At 70.5% G+C, this 13,796-nt stretch carries 10 protein-coding genes; 6 read left to right on the forward strand and 4 right to left on the reverse strand.

Annotated elements, in window-relative coordinates; translation table 11 throughout:
* The first annotated feature begins 506 nt into the window (after positions 1-506).
* The 4 genes from PWG71_RS08770 to PWG71_RS08785 all read left to right on the forward strand — a co-directional run bounded on the left by PWG71_RS08770 (position 507) and on the right by PWG71_RS08785 (position 6,295).
* A complete protein-coding gene (locus PWG71_RS08770; RefSeq protein ID WP_274809058.1) occupies positions 507-1,889 on the forward strand; it encodes a GGDEF domain-containing protein in 1,383 nt (460 codons plus the stop codon).
* Positions 1,890-2,810: 921 nt separating this feature from the next.
* Positions 2,811-3,815 carry a DUF4192 domain-containing protein gene (locus PWG71_RS08775; protein WP_274809059.1) on the forward strand — a complete coding sequence of 335 codons (1,005 nt, stop codon included), beginning with the start codon at positions 2,811-2,813 and terminating at the stop codon, positions 3,813-3,815.
* Between the two features lie 81 nt (positions 3,816-3,896).
* Positions 3,897-5,561 (forward strand): energy-dependent translational throttle protein EttA, encoded by a 1,665-nt coding sequence (ettA, locus tag PWG71_RS08780; protein WP_274809060.1) that lies wholly within the window; start codon positions 3,897-3,899, stop codon positions 5,559-5,561.
* A 215-nt stretch (positions 5,562-5,776) separates the two neighbouring features.
* Complete coding sequence (locus PWG71_RS08785) at positions 5,777-6,295, forward strand: globin (RefSeq protein WP_274809061.1); 519 nt, start codon at positions 5,777-5,779, stop codon at positions 6,293-6,295.
* Between the two features lie 305 nt (positions 6,296-6,600).
* On the opposite strand, the gene PWG71_RS08790 is transcribed toward PWG71_RS08785, so the two are convergent.
* Together PWG71_RS08790 and PWG71_RS08795 are read right to left on the reverse strand one after the other, a co-directional pair.
* Positions 6,601-7,044 carry an acyl-CoA thioesterase gene (locus tag PWG71_RS08790; RefSeq protein WP_274809062.1) on the reverse strand — a complete coding sequence of 148 codons (444 nt, stop codon included), beginning with the start codon at positions 7,042-7,044 and terminating at the stop codon, positions 6,601-6,603.
* Between the two features lie 180 nt (positions 7,045-7,224).
* Positions 7,225-9,318 (reverse strand): prolyl oligopeptidase family serine peptidase, encoded by a 2,094-nt coding sequence (locus PWG71_RS08795; protein ID WP_274809063.1) that lies wholly within the window; start codon positions 9,316-9,318, stop codon positions 7,225-7,227.
* A gap of 377 nt (positions 9,319-9,695) precedes the next feature.
* Between PWG71_RS08795 and PWG71_RS08800 the strand changes: the two genes are divergently transcribed.
* Entirely contained in the window at positions 9,696-10,196 is a 501-nt protein-coding gene (locus tag PWG71_RS08800) for an HNH endonuclease (protein ID WP_274809105.1), read from the forward strand.
* Between the two features lie 177 nt (positions 10,197-10,373).
* Positions 10,374-10,580 carry an FmdB family zinc ribbon protein gene (locus tag PWG71_RS08805; protein ID WP_274809064.1) on the forward strand — a complete coding sequence of 69 codons (207 nt, stop codon included), beginning with the start codon at positions 10,374-10,376 and terminating at the stop codon, positions 10,578-10,580.
* A 191-nt stretch (positions 10,581-10,771) separates the two neighbouring features.
* Here PWG71_RS08805 and ilvD read toward each other — a convergent pair whose 3' ends face one another.
* Both ilvD and PWG71_RS08815 read right to left on the reverse strand, forming a co-directional pair.
* Positions 10,772-12,634: a dihydroxy-acid dehydratase gene (gene ilvD / locus PWG71_RS08810; protein ID WP_274809065.1), complete on the reverse strand. Its 1,863-nt coding sequence runs from the start codon at positions 12,632-12,634 to the stop codon at positions 10,772-10,774.
* Positions 12,635-12,842: 208 nt separating this feature from the next.
* The gene (locus PWG71_RS08815; protein ID WP_342455951.1) at positions 12,843-13,637 is read right to left on the reverse strand and encodes a nuclease-related domain-containing protein; all 795 of its coding nucleotides are present in this window, start codon (positions 13,635-13,637) and stop codon (positions 12,843-12,845) included.
* Positions 13,638-13,796: the final 159 nt, after the last annotated feature.

Raw genomic sequence — 13,796 nt, forward strand, 5'->3', positions numbered from 1 at the left:
TCAAGCCGCCCCCTCCGGGCCCCGTGCCATGGGCAGGTGGGGGTCACACCCAAATGACACCGTTGCCGACCATCTGTACTCCTTCGGATCTCAGGGAGGCGGATTTCCGGGGACGGGAAACCGGGGACCGGACGGAGGCTCTCCATCGTCGTAGAACGACCTCCGGGCCTCAGAGCAGAATGCCTCAGATCTCCGTCGCGGCCAACCCCCCGAAGGGGGCCCGATGGAACGGAGTACCCCGTCCTGGCCGCCTCACCCCAGGGTTCCTACATAAAGCAATTAATCTATTACTCAAAGTAATGTAAAGTGTGGGGGTGGCGCCTGGCCATCCGGGAGATCGTCAACTCTTCGGTCACACGTCTACCCAGGCACCATCACCGGGTGGCACTGTAAGGGAACGCCGGGCGAGAAAAGCCCGTCGAAGGGAGAACCGTGAGGGGCGGTGAACCGATCGGAACGGTGCGAGAGAGGGATCACAGAGTGGAGAGTGAAGGAAGGGCGCTGGAGTGAGCATCTCCGAGAGGCCGACGGTGCCGGTTGATCGTCCCACCGAGGATCGGCCGCGCTGGCCGTTCCTCCAAGAGCCCCCCGGGCTCATCGTCTACATGTCCCTGCTCCTGGTCAGCGCGTTGTTCCTGTTCGGGGTGGCGTTCGCGATGACCGCCTTCTCCGTCATGGACCTCGTCGCCTTCACGGTGTTCGCGGCCGGCGCGGCGGTCTGCGTCGAGGGCAGCCGCCGTTTGGGGACGACCAAGCACGCCGGACTCAACCGCGACCTGCTGGGCGCCTGGTGGTTCCCGGTCGTCCTGTTGCTGCCCCCCGTCTACTCGTTCATCATCCCCATCCCGATCTTCCTCCTCCTCCAGCGGCGGACCCGGCAGACCCTGGTGTACCGGCGGGTGTTCAACGCGGCGGCGGTGGGCCTGTCCGGATTCCTCGTGTCGGTGGCCTGGCACACCCTCGTCGCCGGTGACCTGATGAAGGGCCTGAGCGGTGTCGCCGAGGTGTCCGAGCGACTGGCCACCGCCCCCGGTGTGCTCACGGCCCTGGGCTGCTGCATCGTGTTCACCGTCCTCAACACCTTCCTCGTCTCCCTGGCGCTCCGGATCAGCAGCGGTTCCCGGCACGGTCTGCCCCCGCTGTGGGACCGGGAGTCCCTCCTGGTGGACGTCGTCGAGATCTGCGTGGGGATCACCGTGGCGGTGCTGGTCCACATCTCCCTGTTCCTGCTCCCCATCGCGGTCCCCCCGATCCTGTTGCTCCAGCGCAGCCTCCTCTACCACCAGTTGCAGACCGCCGCGCGGACCGACCCCAAGACCGGGCTGCTCAACGCGCCCACGTGGGAGCAGGAGGCGTCGATCGAGATCGCCCGTTCCCGTGCCGCGCGCGGCCGGTCGGCGGTGCTGATCATCGACATCGACCACTTCAAGCGGGTCAACGACACCCACGGACACCTCTTCGGCGACCAGGTCCTGTTGGGGGTGGCGACCACCATCTCGCAGCAGTTGCGCCAGTCCGATCTGTTGGGTCGGTTCGGCGGGGAGGAGTTCGTGGTGCTGCTGCCCGGCTCCGACGTCGATGAGGCCTGGCAGGCCGCCGAGCGGCTGCGCATCGAGGTGGGCTGCATGGAGATCGCGGTGGACAGGGTGCAGGTGTCCATCACGGTGTCGATCGGTGTGGCCGTCATCGGTGACCACGGCAACGACCTGGTGGAGCTGCTCACCGCCGCCGACCTGGCGCTGTACCGCGCGAAGGAGACCGGGCGCAACCGGGTGTGCCTGCCCGGCGGGCGCTCCAAGACGGACGGCAAGGTCCCGGAACCGCGCGAGAGCCAGGGCACGGGTCCGGCACCCGACCAGGCGGGACCGCAGGGCATCATCGAGGCCTGACGAACGCCGATGGCGGGTCCCTCGGGCCCGCCGTTCGCGTGGAGCGGGGTTTTCCACAGGCGGCGGGCGCCCATTGCGCGCGGCCGTCCGATCACGCACCGTGAAGACATGCACTTCCACCAGGATCGTTCCGTTCACGCCTCCGCCTCCGACGACTCCCGCCTCCCGCGCCGCCGTCGCGTCGATAGCCCCGCACCCCCCATCCCCGCACCCCGACCGCCCATGGACGCGGCCTCCGACGGTCATCGCCCGCCCGCTTCCGCACGGGCGGGCGTCGGTGGGTCCTGTGACGCCGTCGCTCCGTACGGTCCTTCCCCGAGGGGGGACCGCCCCCCGACCCGAGACGCCTCCGACGGCTCGCGCCCGCCCGGGAGGGAGGCGTCGCCCTCCGCCCCGGGGGCCCCTCACCCGCCGGGCGACCCGGTGCCCCGGGGAGCACGCCCGGCTCCGGGAGCCTCGGACGACCTCCCTCCGCCGTCCGACGACGCGGACGCCGGTTCCCCTCTCCCGGAGGGCGGCGGCGCGGTGGACGGCCTCTCGGGGGCGGATGGGCGGCCCGTGCGGGACGTCTCGGATGATCCCCGCCCGCCGTGCGAGGAGGTGCCCGCCTCCGATGGGAGGGCCGGGCCTTCGCCGAGCGGGCTCGCGCGTCGGCGTGGGACATCCGGTCGTGGTCCCACGGGCGACCTCCGTGCTCCCGGGGAGGGGGCGTCCTCTTCCGAGGACGCCGGTGAACGCCTGCCGGGCGGAGGGGCGCGGTCCGCGCCGGAGACACGGGCCGACGACGCGGACGCCGGCTCCCCCGTCCCGGAGGGCGGCGGCACGGTGGACGGTCCCTCGGCGGCGGATGCGCGGCCCGGTCCGGGACCGGGGGAGGGGGACGGGCCCGGAGACGACGGACACGCGAAGGGTCGCGTGCCGGTGGGCGGGCGGCTGGCGTTGCGCAGCCCCATCGACATCATCGCCGGCATGCCGTACATCGTCGGTGAGCCGCCCGACCCCGGCATCGTGGTGCTGGCGGCCAAGGGGGCGGGCGTGCACGCGGCGTTCTGCGGGGCGCTGGACGGTTCCCATCGGCACCTGACACCCGCCCAGCGTGCCCGGCCGCCCGTCGACCTGGCGGTCGCCGAAGGGTGCGGAGGGCTGCTCATCGTCGCCTACGGACCGCCCGGGCTGGTCACTCCCTACGTGGACGCCCTCCTGCTCGCCGCTCGCGAGCGCGGGGTCGCGATCATCGACGCGCTGCGGGTCACCGACGGACGCTACTGGTCCTACACCTGTGTCTCCCCCTCCTGCTGTCCGCCCGGCGGCACCGTCGTCGACATCGACAGCTCGCCGGTGCCCGCCGGGGCGGTGCTGCGCGGGATCGCACCGGCCCGCCCCCTGCGGGTCGCCCTGGCCGACCTCGACCGTGTCCGCGGACTGCTGACCCCCGTGGGGGGAGAGGCCCGCGCCGCCATGGACGCCCTCGCGGAGGAGGTCGACGGGCGGGCGCGGGCGATGTCGGAGACGACGCTGGTCCGCAGAGGGTTCGGCGCGGTCCGCGAGGCCATCGAGGCCGAGCGCGACGGCGACGGGATCCGCGGGTACGAGGAGATCGCCTGGCTCGGCGTCCACCTCGCGCACCTACGGATCCGGGATCGGGCCTGGGCCGCCATCACCGAGCGCACCGCCCTCCTCCACCGCGACCTGTGGGCCCGGGTCGCCCGGCACCTGCCCGCACGGCGCCGGGCCGCCCCCGCGGCGCTGACCGCGGTCGCCGCCTGGCAGCACGGTGACGACGCTCTCGCCATGGCGGCCGTCGAGACCGCCCTCGCCGCCGACCCCGGATACTCCATGGCCGTGCTCATGGGCCGCGCCCTGGCCTGGGGGCTGCCGGTGGAGCGGTGGCGGGGGTCCGCCCCCGAGCAGGGCCCCTGGGAGTGACCCGGCGCGGAGGGGTGCGGGTCGGCCCCTCCGCCCACGCGATGGCGGGGGCATCTCCCCCGACGCCCTAGGCTGGGAGGCATGCCGGAGTACATCTACACCATGAACAACGTGCGCAAGGCGCACGGCGACAAGGTCGTCCTGGACAACGTTTCGGGGTCGTTCCTGCCCGGAGCCAAGATCGGTGTCGTGGGCCCCAACGGTGCGGGTAAGTCGACGCTTCTGAAGATCATGGCCGGCATCGAGCAGCCGTCCAACGGTGAGGCGCGCCTCATGCCCGGGTTCACGGTCGGTCTGCTCGCCCAGGAACCCCGACTCGACTCGTCCAAGACCGTTCTGGAGAACGTCGAGGACGGCGTCGCCGAGACCAAGGCGATGCTGAACCGCTTCAACGAGATCGCCGAGCAGATGGCGACGGACTACTCCGACGACCTGCTCGAAGAGATGGGCAGGCTCCAGGAACAGCTCGACCACCGCAACGCCTGGGACCTGGACAGCCAGCTCGCCCAGGCGATGGACGCGTTGCGCTGCCCGCCCGGCGACGCCGACGTCACCATGCTCTCCGGTGGTGAGAAGCGCCGCGTCGCCCTGTGCAAGCTGCTGCTGGAGCAGCCCGACCTGCTCCTCCTCGACGAGCCCACCAACCACCTCGACGCCGAGAGTGTGAACTGGCTGGAGCAGCACCTGGCCAAGTACCCCGGTACGGTCATCGCGATCACTCACGACCGGTACTTCCTCGACCACGTCGCCACGTGGATCCTGGAGCTGGACCGCGGTCAGTTCTACCCCTACGAGGGCAACTACAGCACCTACCTGGAGACCAAGCAGGCCCGCCTGAAGGTCGAAGGGCAGAAGGACGTCAAGAAGGCCAAGCGCCTCAAGGACGAGCTGGAGTGGGTCCGCTCCAACGCCAAGGCCCGCCAGACCAAGAGCAAGGCCCGTCTCCAGCGCTACGAGGAGATGGCCGCCGAGGCGGACAAGACCCGCAAGCTGGACTTCGAGGAGATCCAGATCCCGCCGGGTCCCCGCCTGGGCACCACCGTGGTCGAGGTCAAGAACCTCACCAAGGGGTTCGACGACCGCGTCCTCATCGAGGACCTCGGCTTCTCGCTGCCCCCCAACGGCATCGTCGGTGTCATCGGCCCCAACGGTGTCGGCAAGACCACGCTGTTCAAGATGATCGTCGGCGAGGAGACCCCGGACAAGGGCGCCATCAACGTCGGCGAGACCGTCGAGATCTCCTACGTCGACCAGTACCGGGGCCGTATCGACGACTCCAAGAACGTCTGGGAGACCATCTCCGACGGTGAGAACTTCATCCAGGTCGGCAAGGTCGAGATCCCCAGCCGCGCCTACGTCGCCGCGTTCGGCTTCAAGGGCTCCGACCAGCAGAAGAAGTCCGGTGTCCTGTCCGGCGGCGAGCGCAACCGCGTCAACCTCGCGCTCACCCTCAAGCAGGGCGGCAACCTGCTGCTCCTGGACGAGCCCACCAACGACCTGGACGTCGAGACCCTCGGTTCGCTGGAGAACGCGCTCCTGGACTTCCCGGGCTGCGCCGTGATCACCTCCCACGACCGGTGGTTCCTGGACCGCGTCGCCACGCACATCCTCGCCTGGGAGGGCGGCGCCAGCTGGTTCTGGTTCGAGGGCAACTTCGAGTCCTACGAGAAGAACAAGATCGAGCGTCTGGGCCCGGAGGCCGCGCGTCCGCACGCGGTCACCCACCGCAAGCTCACCCGCGACTAGCCTTCCCGGCCATCGCGCACGGGGGCCGTGGGACCGGGACCGGTCCCCCGGCCCCCGTTCCGTGCGGGAAGGCCACGGGGCGACCCGTGACGGGGCGCGGACCTCGGACCACCGGCCGGTGGTCCCGCGATCCCCTCCCCGGGGGAGGGGAGGAAACCGATTCGGGCCCTTCGGCCCCCGGGAAGGCCCCCGGAACGTCGCATACCCTAGGGGCGATGACTTCCGCGCGCGATGACCAGCAGAGCCCGGGCGAGGAGCCCGTGCGCATGACGTTCTACGAGGCCGTAGGCGGTGAGGAGACCTTCACCCGCCTGGTCCGCCGGTTCTACGAGGGCGTGGCCGACGACCCCGTGCTCCGGCCCATGTACCCCGAGGAGGACCTGGGTCCGGCCGAGGACCGGCTGCGGCTGTTCCTCATCCAGTACTGGGGCGGCCCGCACACCTACAACGACCTGCGCGGCCACCCCCGGCTGCGGATGCGGCACTTCCCGTTCCGCATCGGATCCACCGAACGCGACCTGTGGCTGAAGCACATGCGCGCCGCCGTGGACTCCATCGACCTGCCCGAGGTGCTGGAACGGCAGCTGTGGGAGTACATGGTGATGGCGGCGCACAGCATGGTGAACGTCCCGGAGGAGGTGGCCGCACCGGCGGTCGCCGACCCCACCCGTGTCTCGGTGTCCTCCGAGGACGATGACGACGACGGCGAGATCGTCACCATCTCCCTGAGGTGAACCCGCCTCCCGGGGCGCCGCGCCGGTGGCGCCCGTCCCCGGGCGGCGCCGGTGTTCCGGGAGCGCACGGAGACCCCTCGGACCCATGCCCCCCGGGTGGTCCCCGTTCCGGGGCGCCCGGGTGGCCCGGACCCTCCCGAGAGGGTTCACCGGGCCGTCATCGGCCCTCTCCCCGGGCACTACCCGCCCGGCGCACCGCGGGCTCCGCCGCCGTGGCGCTGGAACCGCTCACCCACGCCCTCGAACAGGCGGCTCCGCCCGCCTCTTGAGCGGGGCCGGGCCCGCCGATACCGCCCCCGGTCCGGCTACATGTAGTCGTGGAGGAAGGCCCGCTCGACCTCGTTCAACCGGCGGGCGCTCTGCTTCGCCACGTTGAAACCCACGAGCACCGTTCGCGCGCGCAGGTAGACCCGCTCGTCGTCGAGGATCTCGTAGGCCAGCGAGAAACTGGCGTTGCGCACCTCGGTCACCCACAGCTCGACCCGCACCGGCTCCGAACGCGGCAGCAACGGCGCCACGTAGTCGGCCTCCTGCCGCGCCACGACCATGGCCCCGAAGATCTCCTCGCCGTCGACCGCTCCGCTGAAGCGCAGGAACGAGATGCGGGCGTCCTCCAGGTAGGTGAGCATCCGGACGTTGTTGACGTGATGCTGCGGGTCGAGGTCGGCGTAGCGGACCTGCGCCAGGTGTACGTGTCGTCGTGGCCCGGTCACCGTGTCGGTGCCCGCGGACTCCTCGATCTGTGTCACGTCCTGTGTCCTCTCGTGGATCTGCGGGGGGTGGGACCGGCTCCGATTCTCCCAGGGTCCGATGCGATGGCACCCGGCCCGATGCCGCGAGCACCTGTGTCCTTGCTCTCCCACGACCGAGAGCGGCCCCACGCCGAGGACCCGGCGGGCCGATCACGCGGACCGGCCCGCCGGACGGCCTCACCCGACGCGCAGCCCCAGGTGGTGGGCGAGGAAGCCCAGTTGGTCGGCGTTCAGCTCCACGCTCCGACTCACCGAACGGGCACTGTGCCCGACCTCGGCCTCACGGCGCAGCAGCACCGGGCGCTCCTCGATGGCCGCCGAGGTCGCCCACTGCAACTGCGCGCACAGCTTGCGGGCGTGCAACGGGTCCACCCGGGTGTCGTTGTCGAACACCGTGAACAGGGTGGCCGGATACCGGGTCCCCTCGCGCACGTTGTGGTAGGGCGAGTAACCGAGCAGCCACCCCAGCTGTTCGGGATCGTCGGCGCTGCCGTACTCCACGTTCCACAACTGGCCCAGCCCGAACCGCTCGTAGCGGACCATGTCCAGAAGCGGCGCCGAGCACACGGCGGCGGCGAACAGCTCCGGCCGCTGCGTGATCATCGCCCCGACCAGCAGTCCCCCGTTGCTGCCGCCCATGATCGCCAGGCGGTCGGGGGCGGTCGTCCCCGTGGAGATGAGGTGTTCGGCGGCGGCGGCGCAATCGTCGAACACGTTCTGCTTGTCGGCCAGCATGCCGCCGCGATGCCACTCCTCGCCCTCCTCCAGACCGCCGCGCAGCCCGACGACGGCGTGCACGCCGCCGGCGCGGACCCAGGCCAGGGTCGTCGCCGAGTAGCCGGGGGTCAGGGAGATCCGGAAGCCCCCGTACCCGTAGAGGATGGTCGGCCGCGGGCCCTCGGCGGGGGCGGCGGGCGACACCACCAGCATCCGCACGGTGGTGCCGTCCGCGGAGGTGAAGGGGACCTGCTCCACCCGCACCTCGGGCAGGTCGATGGTGCCGGGGGCCCGCTCCCACAGGTCCACCTCACCGCTGACGGCGTCGTAGCGGTACACCGACGAGGGGTGTGTGCTGTCGGTGTAGCCGAACCACACCTCGTGGCCGCCCTCGGGGCGTTCCAGCAGGCCACCGACGCTGCCCAGGCCGGGAAGGGGCAGGGTACCGAGGAGTTCGCCCGTGTCCAGGTCGTGCCGGGTGATCTCGCCGATGGCGTGCCGGGTCCAGGAGACGATCAGTTCGGGTCGTTCCAGTCCGGGGCCGTCGAGGATCGCGAAGTCCTCCAGTACCGCGTCGGAGGCCTCGTCGACGAGGGTCCGCCAGGTGCCGAACTCCGGCTCCTCGGGGTCGGCGACGCACAACCGCCCGCGCGGAGCGTCCCGGTCGGTGAACAGGTACAGCCGCCCGTCCCGGCCCACGTGCGCGGAGAGGAACGCGTCCACGCCCTCTTGGACGGCCACCCACGCGGGGGCCTCGATGTCGCTCCGGGTCAGGTCGGCCAACCACAGGTCCGTGGCCGAGGAGGTGCCCTTGGAGGCGTTCAGGGCCAGCCACCGCCCGTCCCGGCTCACCCATATCCCGAAGTACTCGGTCTTGTCACGGCCCTCGCCGAAGATCAGGACGTCCTCGTCGGTCGAGGTGCCCAACCGGTGCAGGTGGACACGCCTGTGGTAGTCCTCCTCCCCGGCGGGCACCCGCTCCGGGGGCAACCGGCGCACGTAGTAGAACGCCGAGGAGTCGGGCAGCCAGGCCACGGGGCTGTACCGCGCCCGGTCGATGGGGCCGTCGACGATCTCCCCGGTGTCGACGTCCATGACCCGCAGGACCGACTCCTCGTTCCCCCCCTCGGACAGCTGGTAGGCCAGCAGGCGCCCGGAGGGGTCCACCTTCCAGGCGTCCAACGTGGTGAGTCCCTCGGGGTCCAGCGCGCCGGGGTCGACGAGGACCCGCTCCGGTCCCTCGCCGTCCCGGACGTAGAGGACGGCGTGCTCCTGGTCGGCGGTCCGCCGACCCGAGAAACGGCGGTCGCCGCGCCACACGGGCGAGCCGACACTGCCGGCCCCCATGAGGTCGCGCACCTGCTGGGCGAACCGGTCACGGCCCGGCAGGCGGGCGCCGAGCTCGGCGAACAGGGCGTCCTGGGCGGCGGACCATTCTTTGGTCGCGGCGGATTCGGGGTCTTCCGACCACCGGTAGGGGTCGGCGACGAGATGGCCGTGCAGGGTCTCGACGAGGTCGAGACGTTCGGCCGACGGATAGCGGAGTTCAGGCATGCTTCGCACTCTATCCACCACTATCTTCCCCGGGCTTGGTGTGTGACGGGAACATGAAACGTGGTTTCGGGGGTGCGCATTATGACCAGGAATAGCGATAACAGCAGGTTCGCGCGGGGTGCGAGAGAAATTGGGGTGGCGCCGGAGCCTCTCCACCGCGCACACTGAATGCGGGACGCAACTCGGCGGGACCACCGGGAGGTCCGTGTGGCAAGGCGTACGGAGCCACCGATCAGGGGATCGGTGCACAAGGAGGTCTCCTGGCTGGCCGAACGGCTGGCCGGGGAAGAGACACGGTCGTCGCATCCGACGTCCGAGGTGACGCGATGAGCGCCGCGCGCGGCAGGGAGGGCGGTCCAGGCACCGCCCGCCGTCACGTGCTGCTGCTCAACGCCAGTTTCGAACCACTCACGACATTGCCGTTGCGCAGGGCGATCCTGCTCGTGCTCCGGGAGAAGGCGGAGGTCGTCCATCGCGATGGGGCCGGAATGCTGCTCCACTCGGCGACACATTCCTACGAGGTGCCGTCGGTGATCCGGCTCAGGCGCTACATCAGCGTCCCCTACAGCCGTAGGGTGCCCCTCACCCGGGTGGCGCTGATGCGTCGGGATCGGCACACCTGCGGTTACTGCGGGAAGAAGGCGGAGACGATCGACCACGTCATCCCGCGCAGCCGTGGCGGCGCGCACGTGTGGGAGAACGTGGTGGCCGCGTGCAAGCCCTGCAACCACCGCAAGGCCGACAAGTTCCTGGACGAACTCGGCTGGGAACTGCACGTCACGCCCAAGGTGCCCAAAGGGCCGCACTGGCGCCTGATCAACGGTGACCTGCACGGCGATCCACAGTGGGAGCCCTACATGGCGCACTTGGCCGCCTGACACCCTCGGACGGCACGAACCGGCGGTGCGGGGACCGAGCGTCCCGCCCCGATCCGCCTCCCGCCGCCCCCGGCGCGCTCTTGACGGGCCGCCGAGGGCGGCTTTTCTTCGAGCACGGGTCCGGGAGCGCGGGTGCCGCATCCGTTCGGGGGGTGCGGGCGGTCGTATTCTGGGGGCATGCCCAGATACGACTTCCGCTGCCGTGAGTGCGGCGACACGTTCGAGCTCTCCCGTCCGATGGCCGCGTCCGGGGACCCGGCGGCCTGTCCTCAGGGGCACGACGACACGGTGCGGCTGCTGTCCACGGTGGCCGTCGGCGGACGGGCCCCCTCGCCCGCCCCGGCTTCCGGCGGCGGCTGCTGCGGGGGCGGCTGCTGCTCCTGAGGCCGGGGGAGGAAGGGCCCGGTGCGTGGTCCCCTCACCCGGTGGCCCGTGGACCGGGGAACCCGGTCCCTCGGGCCGGTGCGGCAGGTGTCCCCTCCTCGGCGGGCGGGTCCTCCGATCGCCGCGATCCCGTCGTGTCGGCCGCGTGCGGTCCCGGGGCGGCCCGTTCGGGGCCGCCCCGGGAGGGGCGGTCAGCGTTCGATCTGGGACACGTCGCGGGCCGCGCCGGTGGAGGCCGAGGTGGCCATCGCCGCGTAGGCGCGCAGGGCCGCGGTCACCGGCCGCTGACGGTCGCGCGGCTGGAACCGGCCCAGCTCCTTGAGCAGGCGCTCGCGACGGGTGTTCAGCTCCTCCTCGGACACCTCCAGCACCAGACCCCGGTTCGGGATGTCGATGCTGATGATGTCGCCGTCCTCGACCAGCGCGATGTCGCCGCCGGCGGCCGCCTCCGGGGACGCGTGCCCGATGGACAGCCCCGAGGTGCCGCCGGAGAAACGCCCGTCGGTGATGAGGGCGCACGCCTTGCCCAGCCCGCGCCCCTTGAGGAAGCTCGTCGGGTACAGCATCTCCTGCATGCCCGGACCCCCCTTGGGGCCCTCGTACCGGATGACCACCACGTCACCGGGTTCGATCCGCTTGCCGAGGATGCCGGCCACGGCGTCCTCCTGCGACTCGAACACCTTGGCGGGGCCGGAGAAGGTCCACAGCTCCTCCTCCACACCGGCGGTCTTGACGATCGCGCCGTCGGGGGAGAGGTTGCCGAACAGCACCGCCAGACCGCCGTCCTTGGTGTAGGCGTGCTCCACGGAGCGGATGCAGCCCTTCTCCCGGTCGGTGTCCAGGGTGTCCCAGCGGGTGCTCTGCGAGTACGCCTTGGTGCTGCGCACCCCGCCGGGGGCGGCGTGGAACAACTCCACCGCCTCGGGCAGGACGGTGTCGGAGGTGATGTCCCACTCGGCGAGGTACTCGCCGACGGTCTTGCCGTGCACGGTGGGCAGAGAGGTGTCCAGCAGCCCACCGCGCGCCAGTTCGCCCAGGATGGAGGGGATGCCGCCGGCCCGGTGGACGTCCTCGATGTGGTACTTCTCGGTGTTCGGCGCGACCTTGCACAGGCACGGCACCCGGCGGGAGACCGCGTCGATCTCGGGCAGGCCGAAATCGACACCGGCCTCGGTGGCGGCGGCCAGCAGGTGCAGGATCGTGTTGGTGGACCCGCCCATGGCCACGTCCAGCGCCATGGCGTTGCCGAACGCGGCGGGGGAGGCGATGGACAGCGGCAGGACGGACTCGTCGTCGTTCCCGTAGTAGCGCTCGGCGGCCTCCACGACCAGGCGCCCCGCGTCCTCGTACAGCGCCCGGCGAGCGGTGTGCGTGGCCAGGACGGTGCCGTTGCCGGGCAGGGCCAGCCCGATCGCCTCGGTGAGGCAGTTCATCGAGTTGGCGGTGAACATGCCCGAGCACGAACCGCAGGTCGGGCAGGCGTTCTCCTCCATCTCGTCCAGTTCGGCCTGGGAGACGCTCTCGTCGGCCGCGGCGATCATGGGGTTGATCAGGTCGAGCTTCTTGACGGTGGTCGCGGTCCCCTCGACCACCGTCACCTTGCCGGCCTCCATCGGCCCGCCGGAGACGAACACGGTGGGGATGTTGAGGCGCAGCGCCGCCAGCAGCATGCCCGGGGTGATCTTGTCGCAGTTGGACACGCACACCAGGGCGTCGGCGCAGTGCGCGTTGACCATGTACTCGACGGCGTCGGCGATCAGCTCGCGGCTGGGCAGTGAGTAGAGCATGCCGCCGTGGCCCATCGCGATGCCGTCGTCGACGGCGATGGTGTTGAACTCGCGGGGGATGCCGCCGGCGGCGCGCACGGAGTCGGCGACGACGTCGGCGACCTCGCGCAGGTGCACGTGGCCGGGGACGAACTGGGTGAAGCTGTTGGCCACGGCCACGATGGGCTTGCCGAAGTCCTCGCTCTGTACGCCGGTGGCGCGCATGAGAGCGCGTGCTCCCGCCATGTTCCGGCCGTGGGTGACGGTACGTGAGCGTAGGGGTGGCATGGCGCGGACTCCCATTCCTTGCGGGTGTTTCCCCTTGATGGTAGTCCCACTTCGGCGCGGTCGCGGTCTCAGGGGTGGAGACGGTGTATCCGCATGGTGAGACGGAGGGTGGAATCCGCCCTGTTCGGGCCCCGATGATCGGCCCCGGACACACGTGAGGCCCGGCGACCACGACGTTGTGGTCCTGCCGGGCCGGTCGACTCGTGCGTCAGGGGCGGGGCGGTAGGACCCGCTCCGCGGCTCGGAAGATGTCGTCGATCTCCTCTTCGGTCAGGCGGTCCCGGCCGGTGCGCAGCCACTTGCGGACCTTGGTGCCGGAGATGATGTCCACCCCCCGCAGACGGTGGCTGTCCCAGGGCATGCCGGGGCCGTAGATGGCCAGGGAGGCGCGTACCTTGATCTCGCGCCCGAGCTCCTTGCTGATGAGCTCCTCGGCGCGCTTGGCCTCCTCCAGTGCCTCGTCGATGCGATCGTTCTTGTTGAAGCGTCCGTGGTAGAGCTGTTCCAGCTTGTTGCGCAGCGGCAGGCGCTTGTCCCACGACTCGGAGTCGATGGCGAACGCGCCGCGACGTCCCACGATGAAGTGGTCGATCTGGCCGTTGCCGCCGGGCACCGAGCGGGCGTGGAGGATCTTGTACCCGAGCTGTTTCATCACCTTGAGCTGGACCTCGGTCTTGCGCTGCGCGGCGGAGGGTTTGCGCCAGCGGGGGATCTCCGATTCGCGTCGGGAGCGGTGCACGGTGATGCCGACGAGGGTGCCCAGTCCCAGGGTCGCGCCGATGCGCCAATCGGACGTGATCAGACCACCCACGACGGCCACGGCGGCGGCGATGGCGGCTCGTACGGCCCACTTGCGGGCGGAGTCGTTGTCCTTGAGGGCTCCGTACAGTGCCCTACTGCCCGAAGTGTCCTTTTGTTTCTTTTTGTTAGGGAAAAAGAGATCCTCGGGCCTCTGCGGCTCCGGGCTCTTGGGCGACGGGTTCACTCTGGTTGCCGATTCCACGTCGGACAGGTTAGTTCCATCCATATCCGAGTCCTAGTGCATTAATTCTCACACTTTTCCTCCCTTGTTCTTCGGGTCCGGGGGGTGTCCGATCCGTAGGGGCGGGGAAGGATAGATGTTTCGTCGATCTCTCCAGAGAACTTCGATCCATCATGGTGG

It is taken from the genome of Nocardiopsis sp. N85, assembly GCF_028882275.1.
In the GTDB taxonomy this organism is placed as follows: domain Bacteria; phylum Actinomycetota; class Actinomycetes; order Streptosporangiales; family Streptosporangiaceae; genus Nocardiopsis; species Nocardiopsis lambiniae.